Source organism: Vibrio mexicanus, from assembly GCF_001012815.1.
In the GTDB taxonomy this organism is placed as follows: Bacteria; Pseudomonadota; Gammaproteobacteria; order Enterobacterales; family Vibrionaceae; genus Vibrio; species Vibrio mexicanus.
Genome location: NZ_JYJP01000144.1, coordinates 1 through 26,008, shown reverse-complemented (window position 1 = coordinate 26,008; position 26,008 = coordinate 1). Strand labels below are relative to the sequence as shown.

Below are 26,008 nucleotides of genomic sequence, written 5' to 3'. Positions count from 1 at the left end.
ATAAACAACCCATTATTAGATAAACGCATTACAGTCCTAGCTCCATCTGCCTTGATTGTCACTTTGGTTTTCAACTGGCTTTCCATCAATTAGGTAATCCATATCGCGTAAAAACTCTTGTGTCGGTTTGGCAGAGAAAACTCCGTGGTCGGATTCGCCATCCATACCGCGTAAGAAGAGATAATAGACACCGCCAAAATGTTGCTCATAGCTATAGTCAGCCAATCGACTGCGTAAGAAACGGTGCAGCGCCAACGCGTAAATTTGATATTGCAAGTCATAACGATGATCAGCCATGGCCGCTTTTAATGCTTCACCATGATAAGCATGGACCTCATCGCCTAGGTGATTCGATTTCCAGTCGAGAACGTAATACTTACCTTCATGCTCAAACACCAAATCAATGAAACCTTTAAGCATGCCTTGCACCGTCTGGAATCCAAGATCCCCTGCTTTGGCAGAAAGTGGGTCATGCTTTTGAATCACGCGGTTTAAGCTAGACGACGCAAGCACTTCAATCGGCAATAGGAATTCCATTTCGACCAAACGCTGGGCTGGCCCTTTCTGGTTAAGCAATATCGGGCTCTGCTTACTACTAGCACGACTTGATTGATTAGTATGCGTGCTTGCAGGAGTGGTTAGCGGGGTGCTTAACACCGTATCCACCAGCTTGACTAACACTGGTAACCAAGCCTCATCAAGCTGTTCGCGTTCTAACAGCTCTGTGATAATCGCCAAGTTAGAGTCACTACCCGCAGGCTCAGTAAACTCAACTTCCTCGAACAGTGTATGAAGGAAAGTTCCGGGATTGGCACCACGGGGAAAAGTAAAGATCGTCTTTTCAGGCTCAATAAACTCAAGCGATTCCTCTTGATCTTCACCTACCGAATCGATGTCAAACCCGGTTAACTCTTGAGTCGCATCATAATGAGAATGAGCGCCTTGTTTAATCAAACCGGAGTAACTGGTGATTCGCCACTGACGATCAATACTATTAGCAAGCTGCTTGGCAGACAAAGGACCTATCGCCGATTGCGGCGCTTGATATCTCTCCTGAGTTAGCTCAGGAGCACTCTCCAACACAGCTGCAGGATTATTGGATGTTTGCGCTTCAATGGCTTTGGTCAAATCATTGATCCCACCCTCTTGACCGTCTTGCAGCAAGTAACCCATCGCACTCAAATGGACACCTGTCGGCTCTTTGGTAGAACGCCCATTTCTAAGCGGCGATGCACCAACAAAACAGCCATAAACGGCACGCGTTAAAGCTACATAAATCAGTCGAAGATCTTCAGCCAAGCGCTCTTTATCCGCTTGCGCTAGGGCTTGATCACTCGCGGTGATGTCGAGAATAGTTTGATCCGAGTCAGCATCGTAATATTTCGCTTCACTGGCCGCTCTGTGACTAAACACGAAAGGTAAGAAGACGAGATCGTACTCCAAGCCTTTTGACTTATGAATAGTAACGATCTGTACCAGATTTCTTTCCGACTCCAGGCGTTGGATCTGATCATCGCCGCCTAAACCTTGCTCAGCATCGCTGATAGTTTCTGCCAGCCAACGCAGTAAGCCATGATCGCTATCGAGGTCTTGTGTCGCTTGCTGAAGTAGCTCGCCAATATGCATAAGATCAGTCAGTACACGTTCGCCATTTTGCGAACGCAATAGACGTTCAGCGATGTGTCGTTTACTCATTACCGAGCGCAGCATTGGCAGCACGCCACGGCTCACCCACAGCTTTCGATACTCTTTAAACTCATTGACGGCGTTATCCCAGACAACTTCATCATTATTGAGTAGGTCTAAGGCATACGCATCCAGAGCGAATAACTCTGAAGCTAAACAAGCTCGCAGCGAACGATCGTTGTCTGGTGTTAATACTGCTTGCAGTAAGCGCTGAACATCTTGAGCTATCGAGCTAGTAAACACACTATCGCGGTTTGACAGATAAACGCTGGCAATACCTTGTTCTGCGAGGGCTTGTTTGACCATGCGCCCTTCACTACCAGTTCGAACCAGAACTGCAATATCTCCCGCTTCAATCGGCGCAGTCTTGTCACCATTGATAAGGGTCGCCTGACCTTGAGCAGAGGCGGTCAAGATGGTTTGAATCTGGCTCGCCGTCGCGTTTGCCATCTCAACGAGATATTCCCCTTTCGGTAGCGGTTTGTCTTCTGCTTCTTGCAACCAATACGTTAACGCGGGTTGAGCCTGGCCGTTCAATTGCCAACTTCTTTTGTCTGCATTCGGGCTCGGGCTCACAGGTAAGAAAGGAATGTCGCTATCGTAGATAAATGGACTTTGTGGCGTGGCAAAAACTTGGTTCACACTCTCAACCATATCAGCACTGGAACGCCAGTTAGTACCAAGGGTGTAATGCGCCTTAACCTGATTTCTAGCCTTGATGTAGGTGAAGATATCCGCACCACGAAATCCGTAAATGGCCTGCTTGGGGTCACCGATCATGAATAGGCCACATTCGGATGATCAAGATAGATGCGGCTAAAAATGCTGTATTGCAGTGGATCGGTATCTTGGAACTCATCAATCATCGCAACCGGATACAAGGTGCGTATGCGATCCATGAGTAGGCTCTGTTCATCGATATCAATCGAAGCGGATAGTTGCGTAAGAAGATCATCAAACGACAGCCACTGTTTCTGGCTTTTCGCTTGTGCCAGCATGGCTCGGCAGTGTTCAATCGCGTGAGCCATCAAAGGTGCTTTCAAGCTGATAGGGTTGGTAAGAAAGGTTTCAATAGCGGTGAAAATCTCATGCTGAGGCGGGGTACCCTTTGGCGTTTTCTCTATTAAAACGCTTTGGCTAAATTTCTCTAACTTGTCCGGAAAACCATAGCCATTGGTAGGAGATTGCGCCCACAACGACACCTCTTCTAACCAGTTAGGCAGTGACTTTTTGGTGTAGCTACGTTTGTTAACATCAGACTGCGAAATCAAAGCTTCAAGCTCATCACTAACCGCATTCCACTGAGCTTTTAGCTCATCGATGGCCGAAAGGTTTGTCTGGTGCAAATCATTGAGATCACCGGACATTGCCTCAACCGACAGGGTTAACGGCGCGCCCGTTAGGTAATGGCCAATATCGGATAATAATGCCGCTGGGCTTGCCCATAAGTTTCGCACTTCTGATGCAAGAGCTAACGGCAGCGAATAGAAGTTTCGACGCCAATAATCAGCGGCCACTTGAGCTTTCAAGTGACTTTCATCGGTCACGAATTCATTATTAAATCGACTGCCCGACTCAAACGCATTTTGCGTGAGCATACGCTGGCAAAAGCCGTGAATGGTGTAAACAGCCGCTTCATCCATCTGCCTTTCTGCATTGAGCAAAATAGAAGCCGCCGCTGGATGATCTTTTACTTCTTCAAGCAGTGGTTGAATAACCGGATCACTGCTAACGCCACGTGCAAAGGCGATCCTCGCATCATGAATTCGCGCACGAATACGATCTCGCAGCTCGGCAGTCGCCGCCTCGGTAAACGTCACAACAAGAATCTGATCCACCGTTAGCGGCTGTTGATGCTTAGTTTGATCATCCCCGTGGCCCAACAGCAAACGCAGATATAAACCTGCAATCGTAAAGGTTTTACCTGTCCCTGCAGACGCTTCAATTAGCCTTGCGCCATTAAGTGGGAAAGTCATGGTATTTAGTTGCGTTGCCGCTGTCATATTCGCTCTGACCTTGAAGTTCTATTTGCTAGAAAGCTCATATTTTGTACGAGTTCCGCCTAAGCGAAATACGTAAATCTTAAAATGTCATTGGGCTCATGCCCGTAAAGTTAGGACCAGTTCACAGTTTGTTTTTTGGGGAACGTGATCCGCCCTGAAAAAATTCATCTTCTATCAGCATCTGCTGAAACATTCGAGGGTTGTGAGATCTTTCTCACGGATACGTAATTAACAAGTCGCTAGTATTCCTGCCACGAGTTACCAAGTAACCGAAAGAATTTCATGTCACTTGCTTTAAGCGACATTACCCAAATAATGGTCCCTCTGACCTGTGGCCGTACAGCGAACGCCCTACACTATAATGATTTACTGGCGGCCACTTTAATTCCCTTTTTAGTACCATCCCTTTTAAAATCATCTTTAATAGCCTAATCATCGAAGGCGCTCTTTGCGTTGAGTCTTGGCGTTTGAAGAACAAGGCCGGTTAAAGTGCGAGATTGTGCGGCCAGCTCATCATTCCATTGCGACCAAACGCGTGCAATATAAGGATCGCTGCCTTCACCACTCATCATATAACCATCGTTAAAAGCACCTTCCATTTTCTTGAAGCACTTCTCTTCGTCATCCACCCATTTTCCTCGGCTAAAGCCCGCTTCTACACCCGCTAAAGCGGTTCTTGGGAAATAAGCCAGAGGTTCATTCATACCCTGATAAAACAGGCGTACGAGCTCACTGAGTAAACCTTTCGCGTAGTCAGAAGATTCCAATGGTGGATAGATAAGATGTACCACGCCTTCCTTGCGATCGTAACCAAGGATATGCGTCGTCTTTAAATGACCCGAGGCGGACATGGCTAGGTGGTCAATCCAAGCGGAAAGGTAATCTTGCGAGCGCACTTTGCCGCTGCGATATCTCACCAACCCCGGTTGATAATTCTGCGTCAGCCAGCCGACGAGATGAACCGTTTTACCCTCACCAAGAACGTCGATGCTTAGATTGATATCGATATCATCTTGAGGGCTGGCACAGATAAATCCAAGCTCTTGAGCAATCTGTTCTGCTTGTACGCGGTTGGTCTCAAACTCTAAATCACCAAATGCGCCAACCGGTAATTTACCCTGAGCACGTTGATGCTTCACAAACTGTTCAAACACAAGAGCAGTATCGTTTTGACCAGAACGTTGCGCGCTGAGTAGCTCATCTAAAAGCTGATCGCGCAGTTGATAACTTTCTAGACCATTGAGTATGAATGGCTCGTCATCTTGCATGACCGCTTGTGGCGGCTCGAACACCACCTTCAAACGTCGGTTGTAAAAGTATTGAACAGGAAGACGCCAAAATCTCTGCAACTCAACCAAATCAAGCTCTATCGGGAATGTGGCATCAAGTAGGTAATCGCTTAATGTTTGAGGCTCCTCATCAGAAGCCGACGGATTCATCGTTCTCTCTTCGATAGATTCCATATCCGAGACTTCTTGTCCCTGCGCACTCAATGCTGGTAACCACTCTTTGGCATAACTGCCACCGGCTTCACGGAACGCCAGTGGGCTAAACGGCACCATGGCATGAGAAAACTTAATATGACTCAGCAGGCGCTTACCTGACTCATCAACACCCAGATTTTGTTCGCCCTGCAAACAGTAGTTTTGCTGACAATACTCCATCAGTTCGGACACCAATACTGATGGTACGCGCTCAGTGTTGTCTTGAATCGAACGGCCAACATAGCTGATGTATAAACATTGCTGCGCAGATAACAGAGCTTCTAAGAACAGGTAACGGTCATCATCTCGACGAGAACGATCGCCCGGCCTTACGCGACCTGTCATCAAATCAAAACCTTCAGTCGGCATGGAGCGAGGGTATACACCATCATTCATGCCCAGCAAACAAACGGTTTTAAATGGGATTGAGCGCATCGGCATCAAGGTACAGAAGTTCACTTGCCCCGCTAAGAATCTCTGGCTAATTCGAGCGCCAGACAACTTGCTGTCGAGATATTGACTGATGATCGATGGTGCTAACGACTGCTCAAAATGCGCGTCGACAAGCTGATCTTTTAAGTTCGACAGGCAATCTCTGATCGACTTAACCACCAGCTCTCCCTCCAGCTCAACGCTAAAGAAATCTTCCAATAGGTTAGAGAGCACCTCGCGCCATTCATCGATCGTTTGCGATTGGGCAAGCTTGCGATGATAGAGCTTATCTTCTCAATAAAGTGCGCCAGTTTTCCCGCCAGTTCAGCGCTCATGCCTTGAACTTCATTGTAAGGTGCAAGTGGCACATCACCTTGCAGGTAAAGGCTATCGTCACTGCCAGAAATCGAGTAGCCAAGAAGCATACGCGAGATGCCGAATTGCCAGGTATTTTGCTGACTGGCAGGCAGCCCGAACTGCTCTGCGGTGGTTTCATCGAGCCCCCAACGAATGCTCGACTCTTCCACCAGTGTTTGGCGGTGGCAAATTCATCTTCAGATATCTCAAATCTTGCCATAATGGACGGGGTTTCAAGCAGCTCCAACAACTCGGAAGCTAGGCAGCGACTAGTCGGCAGTTGAACCAATTGCATGAACGCCGCCAAAATTGGGCTCTCTTGGTCAGCAGTTCTATCTGAAATTGAGTACGGGATAAAACGCTCACCTGGCGCATTACCAAATACCGCTTGTATCGCTGGGCTGTAAGCATTGATATCGGCGACCATCACAATGATGTCGCGCGGTTTCAAACTTGGGTCGGCATCAAACATCGCCAATAACTGGTCATGCAGCACTTCCACTTCACGCATAGGGCTGTGGCAGGCATGCAGCGTCAGAGAGCGGTCTTGAGCATCGATGGTCTGTTTGTGGTGGCTAGAATCGAGAATGCTGTCGTCTTGATGCTCTTCGAGATTGAGTATGTCCGCTTGAATCTGCTCAAGCAGTGACGCCCTCTCGTTATCAATAAAGAAATCGTGCTCTTCACTTTCCGATTGTGACAGCAAGTAGAGATTGTCTCGTCCTAGTTTACCCATGGAAGCCAGTAAACTGTTTCCTACTGCATGCTGAGTATGCAGCTCATCTTCAGCCGCATTGTCTTCAATGCCGCCTTTGAGTGGCGACACTTCACTCTCAAACTCGACACCTTGATCACTCAGCACAAATCGTTTGTGCTTCTGACTTTCAAGGCGGGCTAAGTATTTTCTATCTCGAATATCACCCCAGTAGTGCTGACAAGGGTTGGTAAACATCAAATGAACATCAATATGCTCACCCAACGCTTTTAACGCTTCCATATAGCGTGGTGGCAGAGATGAAATACCAAAAATGAACAGTCGATGAGGCAGCTTATTGATATCGACTTGCCCTTGGCTAATGCCTCAATAAAGCTGTCGTAAAGGTTGGCACGATGATAGTGAGAGTGCCCATGTCCAACAATCGCCTCATACAACGACTGCCATAGAATAGGTTGCCAAGGATGCTCATCACCGATTTCGGTCACTTCAATACCTTGCTCCCAGCTAGCAATCCACTCAGGGCGATACACCAAGTAGCCATCGAAAATATCGGCGATTTTTTCACACAGTTGATAAAGCTTGGATGAGTCTTGATCGTCTGCTAAATAGGTATTGAGAGGAGTAAATGCTTCCTGATCCAACAACTTGGGCAGAATCAACATCAGCTTCCACGTCATCGCCTCCTTGTTGAAGGCACTTCGTTTCGGCACATCGGGTAAAACTCGAGTGAACATCTCCCAAATGAAGGTCGCTGGAAGCGGAAAATCAATGTTAGCTGCTACACCAAATTCTTTCGCCAGTTCCATTTTAAGCCACTGAGACATACCTGGGCTTTGCACCAAGATTTGCTCTTTCTCAAATGGATTACTCAACGGTTCAGTTTTAATTATATGAACCAATAGAATTTTAAGGGTGTCGACTTTGTTGGAATGATAAACAGTAAACAAAATTCACTCGTCTAGAATCAGCGCTAATGCAGTCAGATTAGCACAACTAATTCCCTGAATTCAGTGTTATAAACCAACTGCGTTATGAAATTCTACGCGTGATGCATTACTGCTCGATTTGGCCAATAAAAGTAGAGATAACAAATACCAACGTATGTCACCAAAGCCGTAGCGATCACCAATTCGACTACCGCCAGAGTTTGGACTTGATTGATGTATTTAGACGCCATACCAATTTCTGTCATCCAATCGGTTAATTTAAATAGCGCCGTCGCACCAATCACCATAGGAAACGTAAATGCGGCGTATCCTGCACTAAATGGCAACCTCAGTAGACGGACAAAAGCAAGATAGATAATCATCGTCATCAACACGGCAATACCAAACAAAAGCCCGATCAGAACTGGTGAAGGCTCAGCAGACATGGATAAGTACCCAGCAAGAGTCAGACTTGCAGGGGCAGCCATGATCGCCATTGTCGGTTTTGCCGTATCTGGAATTTGCTCAGAAAACATGAAGCGATAAATCATTAAAGGCAACATGATGGCATAGGCGAGCATGCCGAAGATAAGAGCACCATTCGCAATCATCTCCAACGCTGGATTACCCGAATAAGAGACATTAGCCACTACGATTCCGACAGGTGGAACAAACCAACTTGGGACCAAATGATGCAGCTCGAAATTTTGGGCTCGGTGGTATAAAAAGCTCACTAAAAACGTGACGTGCAAAAATACCGCACAAAGCCAAATCACATCCCCAGCAATGGGGCTTATCTGGCCGATAGAGTTCGATATGATCATCACGGCCATCGCAAACGTCGGTACAACACTGCCAACCACAGGATGAGCAAGATCTTCTTTTAACATGTGTCGATGAAGTAAAAACTTCACTGCAAGAATCATCAATAGAATGCTCGAGATTGCAGCACTCACCCACTGTCCATAGCCATTAAGATCCACTAGGTTTTCCCAACACCAGCCTAAGCTCGCGATTCCCAATGCCAGCCCCGCCATTGGCGTTGGTGCTTCCATCAATTTCGTTTTCACTCGTTGAATCATAACGCTTCTTCTATCGACTCAGGAAAGTAGAGCTATTTTAACGACATGTACTGTTTTAAGATATCTGCTATTTTAAAACTTACGTTAAGATTTTCTAAACACTTTTAAGGTAACTCTGTGGCTTATAATGTTTCGCTAAGGCAACTGCATGTTTTCTCAACCATTACGCAGCACAAAACCCTCACAGCGGCGTCTGAAGCGCTGTTTCTATCCAAAGCAGCGGTCAGCATGGCGCTGTCCGAGCTAGAAAAACAGATTGGTCATCCACTGTTTGATCGAGTGAATAATCGATTAGTCCTCAATCAAGAAGGCCAAAAGTTACTCCCTCTTGCCGACGAGCTTTTGCATAGGGCTAACGACATCGAGTTGATGTTTGATGGCGATACGACACTCACGGGCCAGTTGAGGATTGGAGCGAGTGATACGATTGGTAACCAAATTGCCCCCTACATGCTCAGCGACTTTAGAAAAAGTACGGATCATACTCAGCAAAGCCTGTTCATTTCCAACAGTGCGCAGATTTGCCAGATGTTAATCGACTACGAACTGGATATCGCTCTTATCGAAGGAAGCACGCCTCACCCAGACTTACTGTCTGTGCCATTTAGTCACGACGAAATGTGTGTCATTGCATCGCCAATTCATCCGCTTAGCCATGGAAGCGAAATTACCTTGGATCAGCTTGAGGGGAACGATTGGATACTTAGAGAGTCTGGCTCTGGATCGCGTGAGTTTTTCACCCAGCTCATTGCCCCGCGGCTTGTGGATTGGCACGAGTCTTTTCAGCTCAACACTACCGAAGCATTGATCAACAGCGTATCGGCAGGGCTAGGCTTAGCGTGTCTGTCTAAACTTGCTGCCAGCCCCGCTATTCAGGATGGGCGCGTCGTACAAATACCACTCCCCTTAAACATGCAACGTAAGTTCTGTTTATTGGTCCATAAAGAGAAATACCAAAACCCACTACTCAAAGCCTTTATTAGTTTTTGTCAGCAGTGGCAACAAAACGACGCAAGCAAATAAGTGAAGCTTATTGGTTGGCGATATGAACAGCACTCGCCTCTCACATTTGCGCCCTCGCCTAGACTTGCGCGCTCAAAAGCTGTATAAACAGCCAGTAATAGAAACATTTAAATTGTTAGAGGATTAACCATGGCTGTAATCGTCAAGTACGTGGTGGAACGCAACGGAGAAGAGAAAATGACTTTTACCTCTAAAGCCGAAGCTGACGCTTATGACAAAATGCTGGATATGGCAGACGAGCTGTTTACTCTGCTAGGAAAAAGTGAGCTTCTAGAAGATGAAGCTAAACAAGAAGATCTGGCAATGTTCCTAGCTCAAAACAAAGAAGAAGTGCTGTTTGCATTAGGTGCAAAAACGCAAACCTGCTCCTAAAAAACCAAAAGCGGTAAAAGAGCCTGAAGCACAAGATGACGCGGCTTAACGCCAACTTTAGCGTTTAATATGTACTTTGAAGCCCAGTGATTTTTCACTGGGCTTTTTGTTAGAAAGCTATGCCAAAAATGTGGGAGTAATAGGGAAATGCAATAGCGAAACTTTTCCCTTATTTCATTTTCATACAATCAGTAAACTACAAAAATCCAAGCATTCAGCTTCTGGGCTCCTACCGATTTATATTACACAGGTAATTCACATGCGCTTCCAACTTGAAGTTTGTATCGATAACTTAGAATCTCTTCATAATGCCATTGCGGGTGGTGCTACCCGTATCGAGCTTTGCTCATCATTAGCACTAGGCGGTCTGACTCCTAGTTTTGGCTTCATGAAACAAGCAGCCAGGTACTCTTCCATTCCCATCTATGCGATTATCCGCCCACGGGAAGGTGACTTCCTTTACTCAGAACAAGACTATGACGCCATGCTGTTAGACATTGATGCTGCTCATGAAGCAGGGCTGAATGGTGTTGTTATCGGTGCCCTCACCGCTAATGGCGATATCGACATGCCTAACGTAGAACGTTTAACCAAGCGAGCTCAGAAGCATGGCCTTGGCATCACTTTCCATCGCGCAATTGACCAGTGCAGAGATGTTGAAACAGCTCTTGAGCAGATTATCTCCCTTGGCTGTGAGCGAGTACTAACTTCTGGGTTAGCCAAAACAGCTCAAGAAGGAAAAGAACGACTAAAGAGAATGCATCTGCAAGCTAATGGCCGCATTAAAATCATGGCGGGTGCAGGTCTAAACCATAGCAATGTATTGGAGATTGTCGCTCATAGTGGCATTGATGAAGTACACCTTTCTGGCAAGTCCTCTCGAAGCAGTGAGATGACCTATTTGTCAGAAAGCGCTAAGATGGGAAATGGTGATGACTATTCAATCCCAGTCACGGACTCCAACATGATCCGTTTGGTAGACGAAAAGCTCAGAAGCCTAAACTAAGACATTTAAACATCGCGGGCTCATGAAATGGCAAAAGACCTGTTCTACAACCTAGACCTCAACTTACTGCGTACCTTCATTGTGCTCGCTCAAGAGCTCAATATGCGCAAAGCATCTGAGCGCCTACATGTTTCTCAGCCTGCGATCAGTCAGTCTTTGCAAAAATTACGCAATCATTTCGACGATGAGCTGTTTGTAAAAGTGCGAACAGGGCTAGAGCCTACTGCCATGGCGGAATGTTTAGTTGAAGCCATTACACCACATATTGATGGACTCGCAGCAGCGCTAAATGACTCACAAGAATTTCACCCTGAGCTTATCGAACAAACCATTCGCATTTCTATCACATCGATTGTCCTGTCCGGTATTTCAGGTTTACTGTATAAGAAAATACGCGAGCAGGCACCCAATGCAAAAATTGAGCTGCTCACTTGGACAAAAAGTACCCTAAAAGAGATCAGTAAAGGCCAAGTTCAACTAGGTATCAGCTACGATGCTCCACATACAAAAGAAGTGTACAGTCATCCGCTAACAACCATTTCACCAAAAGTTATTGTACGCCAGAATCACCCTCTAGCAGCTCTGGACTCTATTTCCTTAAAAGATGTCGTTGATTACGATATTGCAGCTTTAATGGTGCCCAATTGGAGTGATACTGAAAGTATTGCTCAAAGGGTGCTAAAAGAAAGCGGGTTTGATGTAAAAGTCGGCGTTCGTTCGGAAATGCTGCTGGCGTTGATTGATATCATTCAAATCAGTGATATGTACCTGCCACATAGCAGCCTTTTCCCTATTCACCAATTTCCAAGCTTAAAGTCAATCGACGTGGAGGTAGAACAAAAGTACAGGTCATTTAATATTTCAAGCTACCACCACACCAAAGACCGAAACAGTAGCTTAATCAAATGGCTAAACAAACTCATACGTGAGTCTCTAAACGAACTACAATCACTCAATAAGTAGAGGTGGTTATATCCTGTTCTGATTGACCACTTCTAACCATGCTTCCCTTTTGTTTTCATACACCTTGTATGAATCTAGGTATTAGATAATAAGTAAAACCCCACCCACAACCTAAGAATCATTAGCACTTCTTATCGCAATCATAATACCCAATGATTGGCGTGATAAACGTCAACTCAATTATCTTCTCGTACAGAAATCCTGATGAGCCCGAAGCTGAGTTCAAACGGGAGTATTAGAAATCCCTCAACGAGAAAGAGTAGAATTATGGCAGTTTCATTTTGTACATCGTTCAAAAAAGTAAAGTCGTCACACACAATCATACTAGCTTGCGTAGTGACTGCCATCCCAAACGTAACTCAAGCAAAGTCCGTTCACCTCGCAACAACAGGTAGTTGGGGCCAACAGTAACGGCTCTGGGTGGGGAGTTCAATTAGGCGTTGCTGATACATTTGGTTTGGAGGCAGTTTATGCCAATATTGGCTACAGTTCATTTGATGAACTTTATATAGATGAGAAAATCAAAACGTATCGATTAGGCGTCCAGTTTCCGCTAGAAAAATCCCCGATGTTTGGCCCATTAGCGTACTCACCAAACTTATCGTTGCAATTAGAAGCTGGTCTTGTTGAGTATGAAGGCACAAATTACGCGTGGTGGCATGAGAAAGAGGACTACCGCTCTACGAATGGTGTAAGCATTGCAGCAGCGTGGGTTAACAACTTCAGCGACAACATGGCGTTTATGATCGGAGGTGAAATGAATTACCTTGATCGCAACAAAACTCACTTGCCTTACAACGTGAGCTTTATGCTAAATACTGGTGTCGTTTTTCAGTTTTAACTAGCGAAGCGCATCGTCGATACTTTGTTCGCCCAAATGGCGAACATCTTTACCTTTTACAAAGTAAATGATGTATTCACAAATGTTCTGACAACGGTCGCCAACTCGTTCTATCGCACGAGCGGACCACATGACTTGCAAGATGCTTGGAATATTTTTTGGATCTTCCATCATATAGGTCATTAGCTGTCGAATAACCGCTTCATATTCAGCATCGATCTTGTCGTCTAGCTTATAAACTTCTGCCGCTGCATCCACATCCATACGAGCAAAAGCATCAAGCACTTGATGAAGCATCCCAATCGCTTGGCGACAAAGTGGCTCTAGAGAAACATGGAACTGGCTCTCTTTCGAAGCAGGGCTTTCGATAGCGACATACGCAATCTTAGTGGCAACATCACCAATTCTTTCCAAGTCTGTGATGGTTTTAATGATGGCCATAATCAAGCGCAGATCTTTTGCCGTAGGCTGGCGCTTGGCAATAATGCGCGTGCAAGCTTCGTCAATAGACACTTCCATCGCATTCACTTTGTGATCGTCGCGCACTACCTTTCGGGCAAGTTCAATGTCCTCTTTATGCAGCGCTTGCATCGCAAACGATAGCTGCTGCTCCACCAGCCCCCCATGGTTAAAACATGAGTTCGGATGGATTCTAGCTCGACATTAAATTGACCTGAAATATGACGACCAAAGTTCATTATTGCTCCCTTGTTGATAAAATTATAAATAGCTATACGTTTTAACAGTTTAGCTTAGCCGTAGCGTCCTGTGATGTAGTCTTCTGTCTGTTTTTTTGCAGGTGATGTGAAAATGGTATCCGTATCACTATATTCGATTAATTGCCCCATATGGATGAAGGCGGTGTGGTCGCTTACACGCGCGGCCTGCTGCATATTGTGAGTAACGATCACTACGGTATATTTGGTTTTAAGATCGTTAATCAGCTCTTCAATCGTTAATGTCGATATTGGATCGAGTGCTGAAGTAGGCTCATCCAATAGGAGTACCTCGGGCTCTATCGCAATCGCGCGAGCAATCACAAGTCGCTGTTGCTGACCGCCTGAAAGCCCAAAGGCATTCTCGTGTAAACGATATTTCACCTCATCCCACAATGCAGCTGCACGTAGTGAACGTTCTACCGCATCGTCCAGAGTTCGACTGTTTGAGATACCTTGCAAGCGCAAGCCATAGACCACGTTTTCATATATCGACTTGGGAAACGGGTTAGGCCTTTGAAACACCATACCCACTCGGCGTCGGAGCGTGGCTACATCAACATCACGGTGATACACATTCTTTCCATGAAGCTTAACTTTGCCTTTTACGCGACATCCTTCGACCAGATCATTCATTCGGTTGATGCATCGCAATAGCGTCGATTTACCGCAACCAGATGGGCCGATAAACGCCGTCACCTGCCCCTTTGGAATACGCATCGAAATGCCCGTCAATGCCTGCGTGTTTTGATAGAACAGGTTGAGATCTTCAATAGCAATGGCGGTCTGCTCGTCGCTTAAGTTATTCACATCGAGCGGGGCTTCATAGCCTAGTGTTTGATTGACTGAAAACATGATTAATCTTGTCCTAACGTTCGGTACTTTTCACGCAGATTATTTCGAATGCTAATTGCGGTTAAGTTTAAGCTAACGATGACCGTAACGAGTAAAAATGAGGTTGCGTACACCAATGGGCGCGCGGCTTCGATATTGGTTGTTTGAAAGCCTACATCGTAAATATGAAAGCCCAGATGCATGAACTTGCGCTCTAAATGCAGAAACGGGAACTGACCATCGACTGGCAGGTTAGACGTCATTTTCACCGCGCCCACCAACATCAAAGGGGCAACCTCGCCAGCGGCGCGGGCTATCGCTAATATTAGCCCAGTGATGATAGCTGGGCTCGCCATCGGCAGAACTATGCGCCAAAGCGTTTCAGACTGAGTTGCACCTAACGCCAGTGAACCATGCCTAACAGAGCTTGGAATTCGTGTTAAACCCTCTTCCGTTGCCACGATAACAACCGGCAGCGTCAGCACTGCCAAGGTTAATGCTGACCAAAGCAAACCTGGCGTACCAAAGGTTGGCGCAGGTAAGCGCTCGCTGTAAAGAAGTGAATCTATCGAGCCACCTAGGGTATAAACGAAAAAGCCTAAGCCAAACACACCATAAACAATCGACGGTACGCCCGCGAGGTTAATTACCGCGACTCTGATAATCCGAGTAAATGCGTTGTTTTTAGCGTACTCATGTAAATAGATTGCCGCTATAACGCCCAATGGCATCACAATGACCGACATGATCAGTACTAATAAAACCGTACCGAAAATAGCAGGAAACACACCACCTTCTGAGTTAGATTCGCGTGGATTTTCAGATAAGAAGCGCCAAACCTGAGTCGCCCAATGAGCTGCTTTCTCAGGCAAACTCATATCATTAGGATACCAAGCGCGAAGAATCTGGTTGAGCGGAATCTCTACTTCTTGCCCTTGCATATCTCGCATGATCAAAGCTTGCAGACTCAATTGTGCCCTAAGTGCATCTAACGTTGATTCAGCTGCCAATAACTGCTGTTGATAGTATGCCAACTGTTCACGATATGAAGTCGCAAACTCTTCTGTTAGAGAATCATTAAGTTCCAATCGACGTTTTTGCAGTCTTAAACGCTCCACCTGACGGCTGGCCGAGCGAATATCTTGTTCGATAAGAGCATCAATTTCTTCTTTGAGCTGCGTAGAAAACTGCAGACCCAACTCAAGATTATCGTCAATCTCGTCTGAAACCGTGTTATCAGCATGACGATAACTAACAGGGACGCCAAAGAAGTCACCATTGCGTGTCCGTTCCACTACCATCCAACCAGACGGTGTCGTCACGCTCTCAATATCGATATCAAGAATCGAGATAAAGTCAGCATCATAATGGTCGCGATTCGCAATTTTGATGCTATGCCTGGTAACAAGCCCTTTTTCCCTCACTTCAGAGGGCAGTTGGTAGTCCATTTCACGCAGGTGATTAACGGGGATTGCTTCGCTATCATAGATCTGGCCAACCAACACATTGCCTTGAGTGGTCTGCCACTGATGAAGATTAGCAGGCCAAAAATACGATAGCCCCTTCCAACCGATAAGCAGCAATAAGCCCAACACAGACAGCAAGCTGATACTTACCGCACCGCCTGTTAGCCATATCCAAGGAGAACCGGATTTAAGCCACTTAAACATGAACCACCTGACCTAAATTACAGAGCACGATACTTCTCCCTTAAACGCTGTCTCACCCATTCCGCGAGTGAGTTTACGGCAAAGGTAAAAATAAGCAGAAGCAGAGCGGCTAGGAACAACAGCCTAAAGTGAGAACTTCCCACTTCTGACTCTGGCATTTCTACCGCAATGGTTGCAGATAAAGTGCGCATACCTTCCAAGATGTTCCAATCCATGATCGGTGTGTTGCCTGTCGCCATGAGCACTATCATTGTCTCGCCCACAGCTCGGCCCAGTCCCATCATAATTGCCGAGAAAATACCAGGGCTTGCAGTGAGTAACACCACATAAATAAGGGTTTGCCATGGGGTCGCACCCAGCGCCAATGAGCCGTCTGACAAATGTTTAGGCACAGAGAAAATAGCATCTTCCGCAATGGTAAATATGGTAGGAATAACCGCAAACCCCATTGCAAAACCAACAACTAAAGCATTGCGTTGATCAAAGTCGAATCCATGATTTGCGAAGTAAAGACGAATATCCCCATCGAACATAGCCGCTTCGATATTGCCACTTTGAGTCATGGATAGAACAATGGTGCCCGCTAAAATAGGCATCAAAATTAAAGCATGCCAGCCATTGGGTAACTTACTTGTAAATGCCTTAGGCAGGATGTGCCACACCACACCACAAATCACCGTCATCATGGGTAGGAAGATTAACAGACTCACGACTGCTGCTAGATGATTCTCAACAATAGGAGCAAACCAAAGCCCTGCTAAGAAACCAATAATTACCGTAGGTAAAGCTTCCATTAGCTCGATAGAAGGTTTTACCACGCGGCGCATCTGCGCAGACATGAAGTAAGCCGTATATATTGCCCCCAGCACAGCAATCGGAATAGCAAACAACATCGCATAGAAAGCGGCTTTTAGCGTGCCAAACGCTATAGGCACCAAGCTAAATTTGGCCTCAAACTCATCACTTGCTGACGTGGTTTGCCAAACAAATTGAGGCTCTGGGTAGCTTTCGTACCAAACCTTTTTCCAAAGTGAAGAGAACGAAATCTCAGGGTATTCATTGTCCACTTCGGAAACAGACAAAGCGCCATCGGAATAGGTTAACAAGAACTTCTCGTTTAGAGACATCGCCGCCGCACTTGGCGCTTTATCAAATGCTCGCTCGAACAAAGATAGTTTTTCGCTCGTCGTATAATGACTTTGCACTGTACCGTTGGCATAGAAGCTGTAAAAGCCTTTACGGTAAGTGTCTGGCAGTATTGATTTTAGCTCCGAGGCTAACTTGAAGTGGCGAATAGGCGTCAAGGTGCGTTCACCGTCGGTTAATACATCAAACCATTGCGATACTTGCCCGTCTTGATAAGACACCAATAGTGAGTAAGCCCCTGATAATAGAGCGATATCAACCACTAGCTTCTCTTCGTCGCCCAAGGTGACGATTTCACGAACTTGATACTCTCGACTGGCCGAGCTAAGAGAACTTTGCACCGCAACAATCAGGTCATTACCAACACGAAGATACAATTGCTCACCATTGGGTGTCAGCAATATCTGCTCTACATCGCTAATGGGTTGCGAGAACTGGAACTGATGAGTATTCACTTCATCTTCGTACCAATATGCCGTCACTCTATCTTGTTCATCGCGGGTCACAATTACTGCGCTACCTTCATTGGCAGTAAAAGCAAATTGCGTCACTGGTGAGTCTACACTGGGTAGCGTGATAGAAGGTTGATCGGAAAAATAGAACACTTCAGGATCAAACGTACGTTTGTTCCCTTCTAACGTGACAGAAAATTCAGGTTGAAAAAGAGAAACTTCACCTTGCTTTGACGCTATGCCCAACCACCCCAGAGCTGGCATAGACTGGGCAAAAAGATCAGGGGTGACATGTGAAACGTAAGCCGCTTTTTGCGCTTGATTGTCATTGCCATCTAAAGCCCAAAAAGTCAGAGTTCCATCTTCGGAAAGGAAGTAAGCGTGTTCGCCATAATCATTCAGCCCAATGGCCACAGGCTGCTCAGCGGAGATGGCTTGCTGTTTGATTGCAGGTTCAAGTTGTGAGCTTGAGAACAGCGGCAGGACCATCATGGCTAAATAGACAAAAATTAGCACTAGTGCAGCTAAAACACCGACACCACCAAAAGAAACAGCCATGCGAAACAAACGATCTTTATACAGTCGTTTACGGTCACGTTCCCTCAATGAAAAGTCGGCTGATGCCATGTTACCAATTACTCGCTATTACTCAGACTCAGAATATGTCATTTAGATGACAGTTATATTACAGAAAGCATTAAACAACTGATATTAGTAGCCGTTTACATTGCGTGATTACAAACACAAACCCTTCTCTTCGACCTCGACACTGATGCCGACGGTACAAGTCAGATGCCCCTTACTGCTCTAGATCGTAGATACCCACTTTCGCCAGTTCCTGTGCAGCAATCTCTGCCGATATAGGTACATAACCATCTTTCTCAACCAGCAATTGTCCTTGCTGAGAAAAGATGTAGCGGACAAATTCACGCTCAACGGGTGACAAAGGCCTACTTGGATGTTTATTAATATATACATAGAGATAGCGAGATAGTGGGTACTCACCTGACAAAACATTTTCGTAAGTCGCACTGATGTAGTCACTGCCTTGTTTTGCGACCGGAAGCAGTTTCACTCCCGACACTCGATAACCAATACCAGAGTAACCAATTGTGTTAATCGACGATGCCACAGATTGAACGACAGAAGCAGATCCCGGCTGTTCATTGACATTATTGCGAAAGTCACCATTACACAGTGCATTCTGCTTGAAGTAGCCATAGGTTCCCGAAACCGAGTTACGACCAAACAGCTGTATGCGTCGATTGGCCCAATCGTAATCTAGACCCAGCTCATTCCACTGAGTCACTGGAGTAGCACTACCACAGCGCAAAGTGGATGAAAAGATGCTATCTAACTGGGTAAAGTTGAGCCCATCTATCGGGTTATCTTGGTGCACAAATACACCAATAGCATCAATCGCAACCCGCAGTTCTGTCGGTTTATAACCATGGGCACGTTCAAAAGCTTCAATTTCTCGATTGCGCATTGGACGGCTCATTGGGCCAAACTGCGCCGTTCCCTCTGCTAAAGCAGGCGGCGCTGTGGACGAGCCAGATGCCTGAACCTGCCCGTTAACACTTGGGTAAAGGTGTGTGAACTCCTCAAACCATAATGTGGTCATCCCCGCCAGCGTGTCAGACCCCACAGAATAGATAGAACCCGACAAGCCCTGAACTTTCTCGTAAGAGTGGAGGTCTTGCGCGTTAACGGCAGATACACTACAAACACTAATAAGGGTGGCGATTGCCTTGATAACTTTCGATTTCATAAATACCAGTTAGTTAACTGTCAATCGGCTTGGTAATACGAAAGAGAACTTACTCCCTTCTCCGACTTCACTGTGTATTTCCAAGTGCGAGTCATGATGCGACAAGGCATGCTTTACAATGGCTAGGCCCAAGCCACTACCACCAGTATCGCGCGAGCGCGCTTTATCTACTCGATAGAAACGCTCCGTTAAGCGATGAAGATGCTGAGGCTCAATGCCATCACCACTGTCTTGGACCTCTAAACAGGCACCTTGTGGTGAGTTAAACCAGCGCACGTGAACGTCTGCACCAGCAGGCGTGTACTTCACCGCATTGTAAACCAAGTTTGAAATCGCGCTTCTTAGCTGGTCATCGTCACCAAGCACACGAAGTGATTTATCAACCTCAAAGGTGAGTTTATGGTTATCATCACCACTTAAACTCACGGCTTCTTTCTCTAATACTTCCAACATCGCAGGAACGTTAACCACGTCTTCAAGCTCATGCATCGGCGCTGCTTCAATCTTCGATAGCGTCAGTAGTTGATTCACCAAGCTGTTCATTCGATTGAGCTGTTCAGTCATCACTCCATGAGCTTTGCCCCACATTGGGCCGACGACCATGTCTGGATCTTCGGTCATTTCAAGATAACCTTGCAGAACCGTCATGGGCGTTCTTAACTCATGAGACACATTGGCAAAGAAGTTTCGACGCATACCTTCCAGCTGTTTAAGTTGGCTAACATCACGCACAACCATCAAATGCTCACCTTCAGTGTAAGGTACGATACGCAATTCAAGCATACGCTCCACATTGAGAGGAGAACGCATCTCTAGAGGTTCAGAGAAATCACCTTTGTTAAGGTACTTGATAAAATCAGGAGTGCGAATCAAGTTCGATATTGGCTGGCCAGAATCATCAGGCCAACGGAAACCAAGTAAGTGCTGTGCAAGCTTGTTACACCAGACAATATTGCCTTCACCACGAAATACAACAACCGCATCCGGCAGCGATTCTGCACCATTTCGGAATCGGCGAATCAAATTCGTTAGCTCTTTGCGTTTCTTACGCTGGCGCTGCTGAAGGCGGTAAATACCGTTAAATAAAGATTCCCAGTTACCCGAGCCCGAAGGCGGAGTAAGGCGTTTTTCGTCCCACAACCATGCGGACAATCGCATTTGATTGTGAAGATGCCATACAAGCTGCAAAGCCGTGGCAGCTAATAGCAACCACGGCATAAATCCAAATATCCACCCGACAATTATCCAAGGGGTGTAAAAAAAAGCCAGCTCCCAGGCCAGCTTTTTCCAGGTTAACCTTTCAACCATTTTTACTCCGTAATGGTATTACGCTTTCGTTGAGAAGCGGTATCCAGCTCCTCGAACTGTTTGAATCAATTTGTCGTGTCCTGCTGACTCTAGTGCTTTACGCAAGCGACGAATATGAACGTCCACGGTACGGTCTTCTACGTACACGTTGGTTCCCCAAACGTTGTTCAGCAGTTGCTCACGGCTGTATACACGCTCTTGGTGAGTCATAAAGAAGTGCAGCATTTTGAACTCAGTCGGCCCCATATCTAATGGCGCTTCATTTGCAGTGACGCGGTGTGATACTGGATCTAGCTTCAGGCCTTGTACATCAATCACATCTTCTAGAGCCGTTGGTGTTACGCGGCGAATGACTGCTTTCAAACGCGCTACCAGCTCTTTAGGAGAAAAGGGCTTAGTGATGTAATCATCTGCGCCGACTTCGAGTCCGCGTACTTTGTCTTCTTCTTCACCGCGAGCAGTAAGCATCACTACCGGGATATTACGTGTAAGCTCTTCACGCTTCATATGTTTGATGAAGTTAATACCGCTGCCGCCAGGCAACATCCAATCGAGAAGGACAAGATCAGGGAAGGGTTCGGCCAATTTCGTCACTGCTGAGTCGTAATCTTCTGCTTCAACAGCTTGATAACCTTTTTGCTCAAGTACAAAGCACAACATTTCACGAATTGGTGCTTCATCTTCAACAACCAGAATCCTTCTAGACATAACTGTGTAACCCTATGTTTGATTAGCCATAATTGAGGGAATTACCCTCTGCAACAGTGAGCATTATCACTACTAATTATGACACTTTTGTGACCTTTGAAAACAATTTTTCATATAACTTTCTCCCCAATTTCATTGCGATATTTTGAAATTGCGATAAGACAACACTAGAAAAATTGCCTATGATTGGCAGCCAGTATTTAGGTTAGGAAGAATTATGTGGTTTAAAAACTGTTTAGTTTACCGTTTCAATCGTGACATTGAGTTCAAAGCAGATCAGTTAGAGAAACAACTCAATGAGTTTCGCTTTACACCTTGTGGTAGCCAAGATAAGCAGAAGTTTGGCTGGGTAGCCGCTATGGGTAGGCACGGAGACATGATGACGCATGTGTCTGAAAACCGCATTCTGATCTGCGCAAAGAAAGAAGAAAAGATGTTACCCGCTTCTGTTATCAAGGAGTCTTTAAACGCTAAAGTTGAGACCATGGAAGCGCAAGAAGGGCGTCCTCTTAAAAAGAAAGAGAAAGATAACCTCAAAGAAGACATCATTATCGATCTTCTACCGAGAGCCTTTAGCCGCAGCAGCCATACAATGGCGCTAATTCTGCCTAAAGAAGGTTTTATCCTAGTTGATGCAAGCAGCTACAAGAAAGCTGAAGAAGTTTTAGCCTTACTGCGTAAATCAATGGGCAGCCTACCAGTTGTGCCAGCTATTCCTGAGCAAGCGGTTGAAAGCACTCTGACAGAATGGGTGAAGTCTGGGGATACTCCGCAAGGCATCACGATGCTGGATGAGGCAGAACTAAAATCGGTTCAAGAAGATGGCGGCATCATCAAAGTTAAGAAGCAAGAACTCTCAACAGATGAAATTCTTAATCACCTAAATGCTGATAAGGTCGTCACGAAACTGGCTATCAACTGGCAAGATCAGATTGAATTTTTGTTAGCAGAAGACGGCAGTATTAAGCGCCTTAAGTTCTCTGAAGATCTGCGTGACCAAAACGATGACATACCGCGTGAAGATCAAGCCGCTCGCTTTGATGCAGACTTCTCTCTGATGAGCAGCGAACTTTGTGCTTTCTTACCAAGCCTTTACGATGCATTAGGCGGTTTACCTCACCCTAACGCCTAGGTCTGTACAAATATTAAACATAACGCCCTCACCCTTTTTGAGGGCGTTTCTTCATCAAAACCCATATTCTCCTAGTCACAGGTCACATTTTGGCGTAAAATTTGCGCCCCTTTAGTCCCATATGGTGGGACTTTCCTGACTTGAAATCAGATTAGAGAATAAGCAATGTCTACAAACCCAACATTCGTACCTGAGCTACTATCACCGGCAGGTAGCTTGAAGAACATGCGTTATGCGTTTGCCTATGGCGCCGATGCGGTATATGCAGGTCAACCTCGTTACAGCCTTCGTGTACGTAATAACGAGTTCAACCACGAAAACCTGAAAATCGGTATCGATGAAGCTCATGCCCTAGGTAAGAAGCTTTATGTGGTTTGTAACATTCAGCCGCACAACTCTAAGTTGAAAACTTTCATTCGCGATCTTAAGCCAGTTGTCGAGATGGGCCCGGATGCTCTTATCATGTCTGATCCTGGCCTTATCATGATGGTTCGCGAAGCTTTCCCAGAAATGCCAATTCACCTATCAGTTCAAGCTAATGCGGTGAACTGGGCAACCGTTAAATTCTGGGCTGCGAATGGTGTTGAGCGCGTGATTGTTTCTCGTGAACTATCACTTGAAGAGATCGAAGAGATCCGCGAGCACTGTCCAGAAACTGAACTCGAAGTGTTTGTTCACGGCGCTTTATGCATGGCTTACTCAGGCCGCTGCCTACTGTCTGGCTATATCAACAAGCGTGACCCTAACCAAGGTACATGTACTAATGCATGTCGCTGGGAGTACAAAGTTGAAGAAGGTAAAGAGAACGAAACAGGCGATATCGTAGAGAAGTTTGATCCTACTGAAGCGCAAGCTGTAGAAGTGCAGGACGAGCGTCCTGAAACCACTATCGGCCGTGGTAAACCAACTGATGAAGTCGTTCTTCTGTCTGAAGCGCATCGCCCAGAAGAGAAAATGGCTGCGTTTGAAGATGAGCATGGTACTTACATCATGAACTCAAAAGATCTTCGCGCTATCCAGCACGTTGAACGTCTAACTAAGATGGGTGTTCACTCTCTAAAAATCGAAGGCCGTACTAAATCATTCTACTACTGTGCTCGTACCGCTCAGGTTTACCGTAAAGCAATCGATGATGCAGTTGCTGGCAAACCATTTGATGAGAGCCTAATGGGCACACTAGAAAGCCTTGCTCACCGTGGTTACACCGAAGGTTTCCTGCGTCGCCACACACACGATACTTACCAGAACTACGACTATGGTTACTCTGTATCTGATGCTCAGCAATTTGTTGGTGAGTTTACTGGTAAGCGCCGCGGTGACTTTGCAGAAGTTGAAGTGAAAAACAAATTCATCGTTGGCGATAGCCTCGAATTAATGACACCGAAAGGCAATGTCGTCTTCAACTTAGAAGCAATGGAAAACCGTAAATCTGAGTCTATTGATGATGCAAAAGGCAACGGCCACTTTGTATTCATCCCAGTACCACAAGATCTAGACTTAGAATATGGCCTACTGATGCGTAACCTAAATTCAGGTCAAGACACGCGCAACCCAACAGGCAAGTAGTACGGTAATTAATAATGGCTTTACTCATCACTGATAAATGCATCAACTGCGACATGTGTGATCCTGAGTGCCCAAATGGCGCGATCACCATGGGCGATAGCATTTTTGAAATCGACCCACTGTTATGTACGGAATGTAAAGGACACTACGAGAAACCGACATGCCAATCAGTTTGCCCGATTACAAAGTGCATTATTACCGACCCAGATAACATCGAAACCGAAGAGCAGCTTCTGGAAAAGTTCGTCATAATTCAGGGTTTAGCATAAATAGAAAGAGCGCCAATCGGCGCTCTTTTAGTATCTCTACGAATTAGAAAACTACCTATTACGTAGCATCGCTATACACTGCTCTGGCATGACCGGCACTGCTTTCGGTTTATTACTCTTTGGCTTAGACAACGGCTTACCTTCCTCAGGCTTCCAACTCGCGAGTTCTTCACCACAACCATCTCCAGCCGGAGGAACAGCTTGAGGCCGGCAGCTATTGTCACCCCGAGGCAATCTAGCCTCACATGCATGTGAACATGATGCCCCCACCATGGGCGCACTTTTCGTAACCACTCTCGATTTGTACTCGACTCCACATTACACAGCTTCTGCTTAATTATCGGATGAACAAAAATTCTAGCTACTTCAGGATTGGAAGCCGCTAATTTAACCATTTGAAAGTGCTCATCTTGCCAGTTGCTTTCATTAGCTTGATATTGCTTTTCATCGATTAAGCTAATTGCTTGAGGATCGGCTAGTTCATCACTAGAAAGCCGTGTTTCTTCAAGTCGAAACCAGATATCGATATCTAAGCCGTTTTGGTGACTTGAGTGACCAAAAGAGAAGCGTCCACCTTGTGCAAGTGACATATCACCAATAAGCAGCTGCTTATTGGTCTGTTGCTGAAATTGGCTAGCAAAGCTCTCGATAAAATCGATAGATGCTTGGTGGCCATAGTAGCGTGCTCGCTCAGGGCGAATAACCTGATAACCCACTCCCTCAACAGGCAAGGCATGTGCTCCGGCTAAACAGCCGTTGGCGTAACTACCTATTGATTGAACAGGCTCATCGCTTGGCTCTTTAATTTGCTCCCAGAACGATGCATTTACAGCAAATGAGACGTTGTTAAAACAGCAAAAATACATCTAAAAAAGATTCGTCTTTCCATGAAATAGACTCGCTTCATCCTAGACAAGTTAGATTGACATATAGCCTGCTAGCATAATTGATAGAGAAAACTCGACAAGACTTCTTGATCAGTAAATACGGTGTAATCACAACCCCAGAAAATAACGAATGAAAATGAATGAATATAAACGTGTAGAGTAATAAAGCGATTCAGGTCGTAAGAGCTGCGTATACAGAAAAGCCCCAGTCTTTCGACTGAGGCTCTAAATATGGTAAGACTTGAGGGATTCGATTTCCCAAAGCACTCTGTTTTGGGAAATCGGGGGAATCCGCTGCTCTGTTACTGAGATGTTTTATCACCACAAAGCAAAAAGGCCCTAACATTTCTGCTAGAGCCTTAAATATGGCAGGGGTGGAGAGATTGGACCGGGCTGGCGATCCAGCTCCCAACATTGCTTCGCAGAAGCAACAGATGTAAAAAAGCCCCAGCATTTCTGCTGAGGCTTCTAAGATGGCAGGGGTGGAGAGATTCGAACTCCCAACACGCGGATTTGGAATCCGCTGCTCTGCCAATTGGAGCTACACCCCTATCTTCGTGTTTAACGAGACGACTCTCTAATAAGTGGCGGAATGGCCAGGCTTGCGTTCAAGCGGGACTCATTCGACCGAAGGTCGAAACCTTCAAATAAATGGC

Annotated in this window: 16 protein-coding genes, 1 tRNA gene and 4 pseudogenes; 8 read left to right on the top strand and 13 right to left on the bottom strand. The window is 45.8% G+C overall.

Annotated elements, in window-relative coordinates:
* Positions 1-36: 36 nt before the first annotated feature.
* From recB to UA76_RS21390, 4 genes and pseudogenes are all read right to left on the bottom strand, one after another.
* Positions 37-2,466, bottom strand: a complete 2,430-nt coding sequence (gene recB, locus UA76_RS21400; RefSeq protein WP_420340935.1) for an exodeoxyribonuclease V subunit beta — start codon at positions 2,464-2,466, stop codon at positions 37-39.
* On the bottom strand, positions 2,463-3,689 hold the full coding sequence (locus UA76_RS25760) for a UvrD-helicase domain-containing protein (protein WP_420340934.1): 1,227 nt from the start codon (positions 3,687-3,689) through the stop codon (positions 2,463-2,465). Before UA76_RS25760 ends, recB begins: the two co-directional genes overlap by 4 nt.
* 428 nt (positions 3,690-4,117) lie before the next feature.
* Positions 4,118-7,627, bottom strand: a pseudogene (gene recC / locus UA76_RS21395) (exodeoxyribonuclease V subunit gamma).
* A gap of 92 nt (positions 7,628-7,719) precedes the next feature.
* The gene (locus tag UA76_RS21390) at positions 7,720-8,688 is read right to left on the bottom strand and encodes a TDT family transporter (protein ID WP_047049868.1); all 969 of its coding nucleotides are present in this window, start codon (positions 8,686-8,688) and stop codon (positions 7,720-7,722) included.
* Positions 8,689-8,805: 117 nt separating this feature from the next.
* Between UA76_RS21390 and UA76_RS21385 the strand changes: the two genes are divergently transcribed.
* The 5 genes and pseudogenes from UA76_RS21385 to UA76_RS21365 all read left to right on the top strand — a co-directional run bounded on the left by UA76_RS21385 (position 8,806) and on the right by UA76_RS21365 (position 12,893).
* Positions 8,806-9,711, top strand: a complete 906-nt coding sequence (locus UA76_RS21385; protein WP_047049866.1) for a LysR substrate-binding domain-containing protein — start codon at positions 8,806-8,808, stop codon at positions 9,709-9,711.
* A gap of 129 nt (positions 9,712-9,840) precedes the next feature.
* A pseudogene (locus UA76_RS21380) lies at positions 9,841-10,132 on the top strand (YebG family protein).
* 210 nt (positions 10,133-10,342) lie between these two features.
* A complete protein-coding gene (locus UA76_RS21375) occupies positions 10,343-11,089 on the top strand; it encodes a copper homeostasis protein CutC (protein WP_047049865.1) in 747 nt (248 codons plus the stop codon).
* Between the two features lie 27 nt (positions 11,090-11,116).
* Complete coding sequence (locus UA76_RS21370; protein ID WP_047049863.1) at positions 11,117-12,052, top strand: LysR family transcriptional regulator; 936 nt, start codon at positions 11,117-11,119, stop codon at positions 12,050-12,052.
* A 457-nt stretch (positions 12,053-12,509) separates the two neighbouring features.
* On the top strand, positions 12,510-12,893 hold the full coding sequence (locus UA76_RS21365; RefSeq protein WP_052772127.1) for a hypothetical protein: 384 nt from the start codon (positions 12,510-12,512) through the stop codon (positions 12,891-12,893).
* Here the strand turns inward: UA76_RS21365 and phoU are convergent.
* The 7 genes and pseudogenes from phoU to phoB form a co-directional block, all read right to left on the bottom strand.
* A pseudogene (gene phoU, locus UA76_RS21360) lies at positions 12,894-13,591 on the bottom strand (phosphate signaling complex protein PhoU). It abuts the gene before it with no gap.
* A gap of 54 nt (positions 13,592-13,645) precedes the next feature.
* Positions 13,646-14,464, bottom strand: coding sequence for a phosphate ABC transporter ATP-binding protein PstB (gene pstB / locus UA76_RS21355; RefSeq protein ID WP_047049862.1), 819 nt, complete (start codon positions 14,462-14,464; stop codon positions 13,646-13,648).
* Between the two features lie 2 nt (positions 14,465-14,466).
* Positions 14,467-16,113, bottom strand: a complete 1,647-nt coding sequence (gene pstA, locus UA76_RS21350; protein WP_047049860.1) for a phosphate ABC transporter permease PstA — start codon at positions 16,111-16,113, stop codon at positions 14,467-14,469.
* A 17-nt stretch (positions 16,114-16,130) separates the two neighbouring features.
* Complete coding sequence (locus UA76_RS21345; protein ID WP_047049859.1) at positions 16,131-18,338, bottom strand: ABC transporter permease subunit; 2,208 nt, start codon at positions 18,336-18,338, stop codon at positions 16,131-16,133.
* 172 nt (positions 18,339-18,510) lie between these two features.
* A complete protein-coding gene (locus UA76_RS21340; protein ID WP_047049858.1) occupies positions 18,511-19,482 on the bottom strand; it encodes a PstS family phosphate ABC transporter substrate-binding protein in 972 nt (323 codons plus the stop codon).
* Positions 19,483-19,491: 9 nt separating this feature from the next.
* Entirely contained in the window at positions 19,492-20,790 is a 1,299-nt protein-coding gene (phoR, locus tag UA76_RS21335) for a phosphate regulon sensor histidine kinase PhoR (protein WP_047049856.1), read from the bottom strand.
* Between the two features lie 18 nt (positions 20,791-20,808).
* Positions 20,809-21,498, bottom strand: coding sequence for a phosphate regulon transcriptional regulator PhoB (phoB, locus tag UA76_RS21330; RefSeq protein WP_047049855.1), 690 nt, complete (start codon positions 21,496-21,498; stop codon positions 20,809-20,811).
* A gap of 217 nt (positions 21,499-21,715) precedes the next feature.
* On the opposite strand from phoB, the gene rdgC reads away from it, so the two are divergent.
* The 3 genes from rdgC (at position 21,716) to UA76_RS21315 (ending at position 24,465) form a co-directional block, all read left to right on the top strand.
* On the top strand, positions 21,716-22,630 hold the full coding sequence (gene rdgC, locus UA76_RS21325; protein WP_047049853.1) for a recombination-associated protein RdgC: 915 nt from the start codon (positions 21,716-21,718) through the stop codon (positions 22,628-22,630).
* Between the two features lie 165 nt (positions 22,631-22,795).
* Entirely contained in the window at positions 22,796-24,196 is a 1,401-nt protein-coding gene (trhP, locus tag UA76_RS21320; protein WP_047049852.1) for a prephenate-dependent tRNA uridine(34) hydroxylase TrhP, read from the top strand.
* A 14-nt stretch (positions 24,197-24,210) separates the two neighbouring features.
* A complete protein-coding gene (locus tag UA76_RS21315; RefSeq protein WP_047049851.1) occupies positions 24,211-24,465 on the top strand; it encodes a YfhL family 4Fe-4S dicluster ferredoxin in 255 nt (84 codons plus the stop codon).
* A 51-nt stretch (positions 24,466-24,516) separates the two neighbouring features.
* On the opposite strand, the pseudogene mepA reads toward UA76_RS21315, so the two are convergent.
* Both mepA and UA76_RS21300 read right to left on the bottom strand, forming a co-directional pair.
* Positions 24,517-25,238, bottom strand: a pseudogene (gene mepA, locus UA76_RS21310) (penicillin-insensitive murein endopeptidase).
* 588 nt (positions 25,239-25,826) lie between these two features.
* Positions 25,827-25,903, bottom strand: a tRNA-Trp gene (locus UA76_RS21300).
* Between the last annotated feature and the right edge of the window lie 105 nt (positions 25,904-26,008).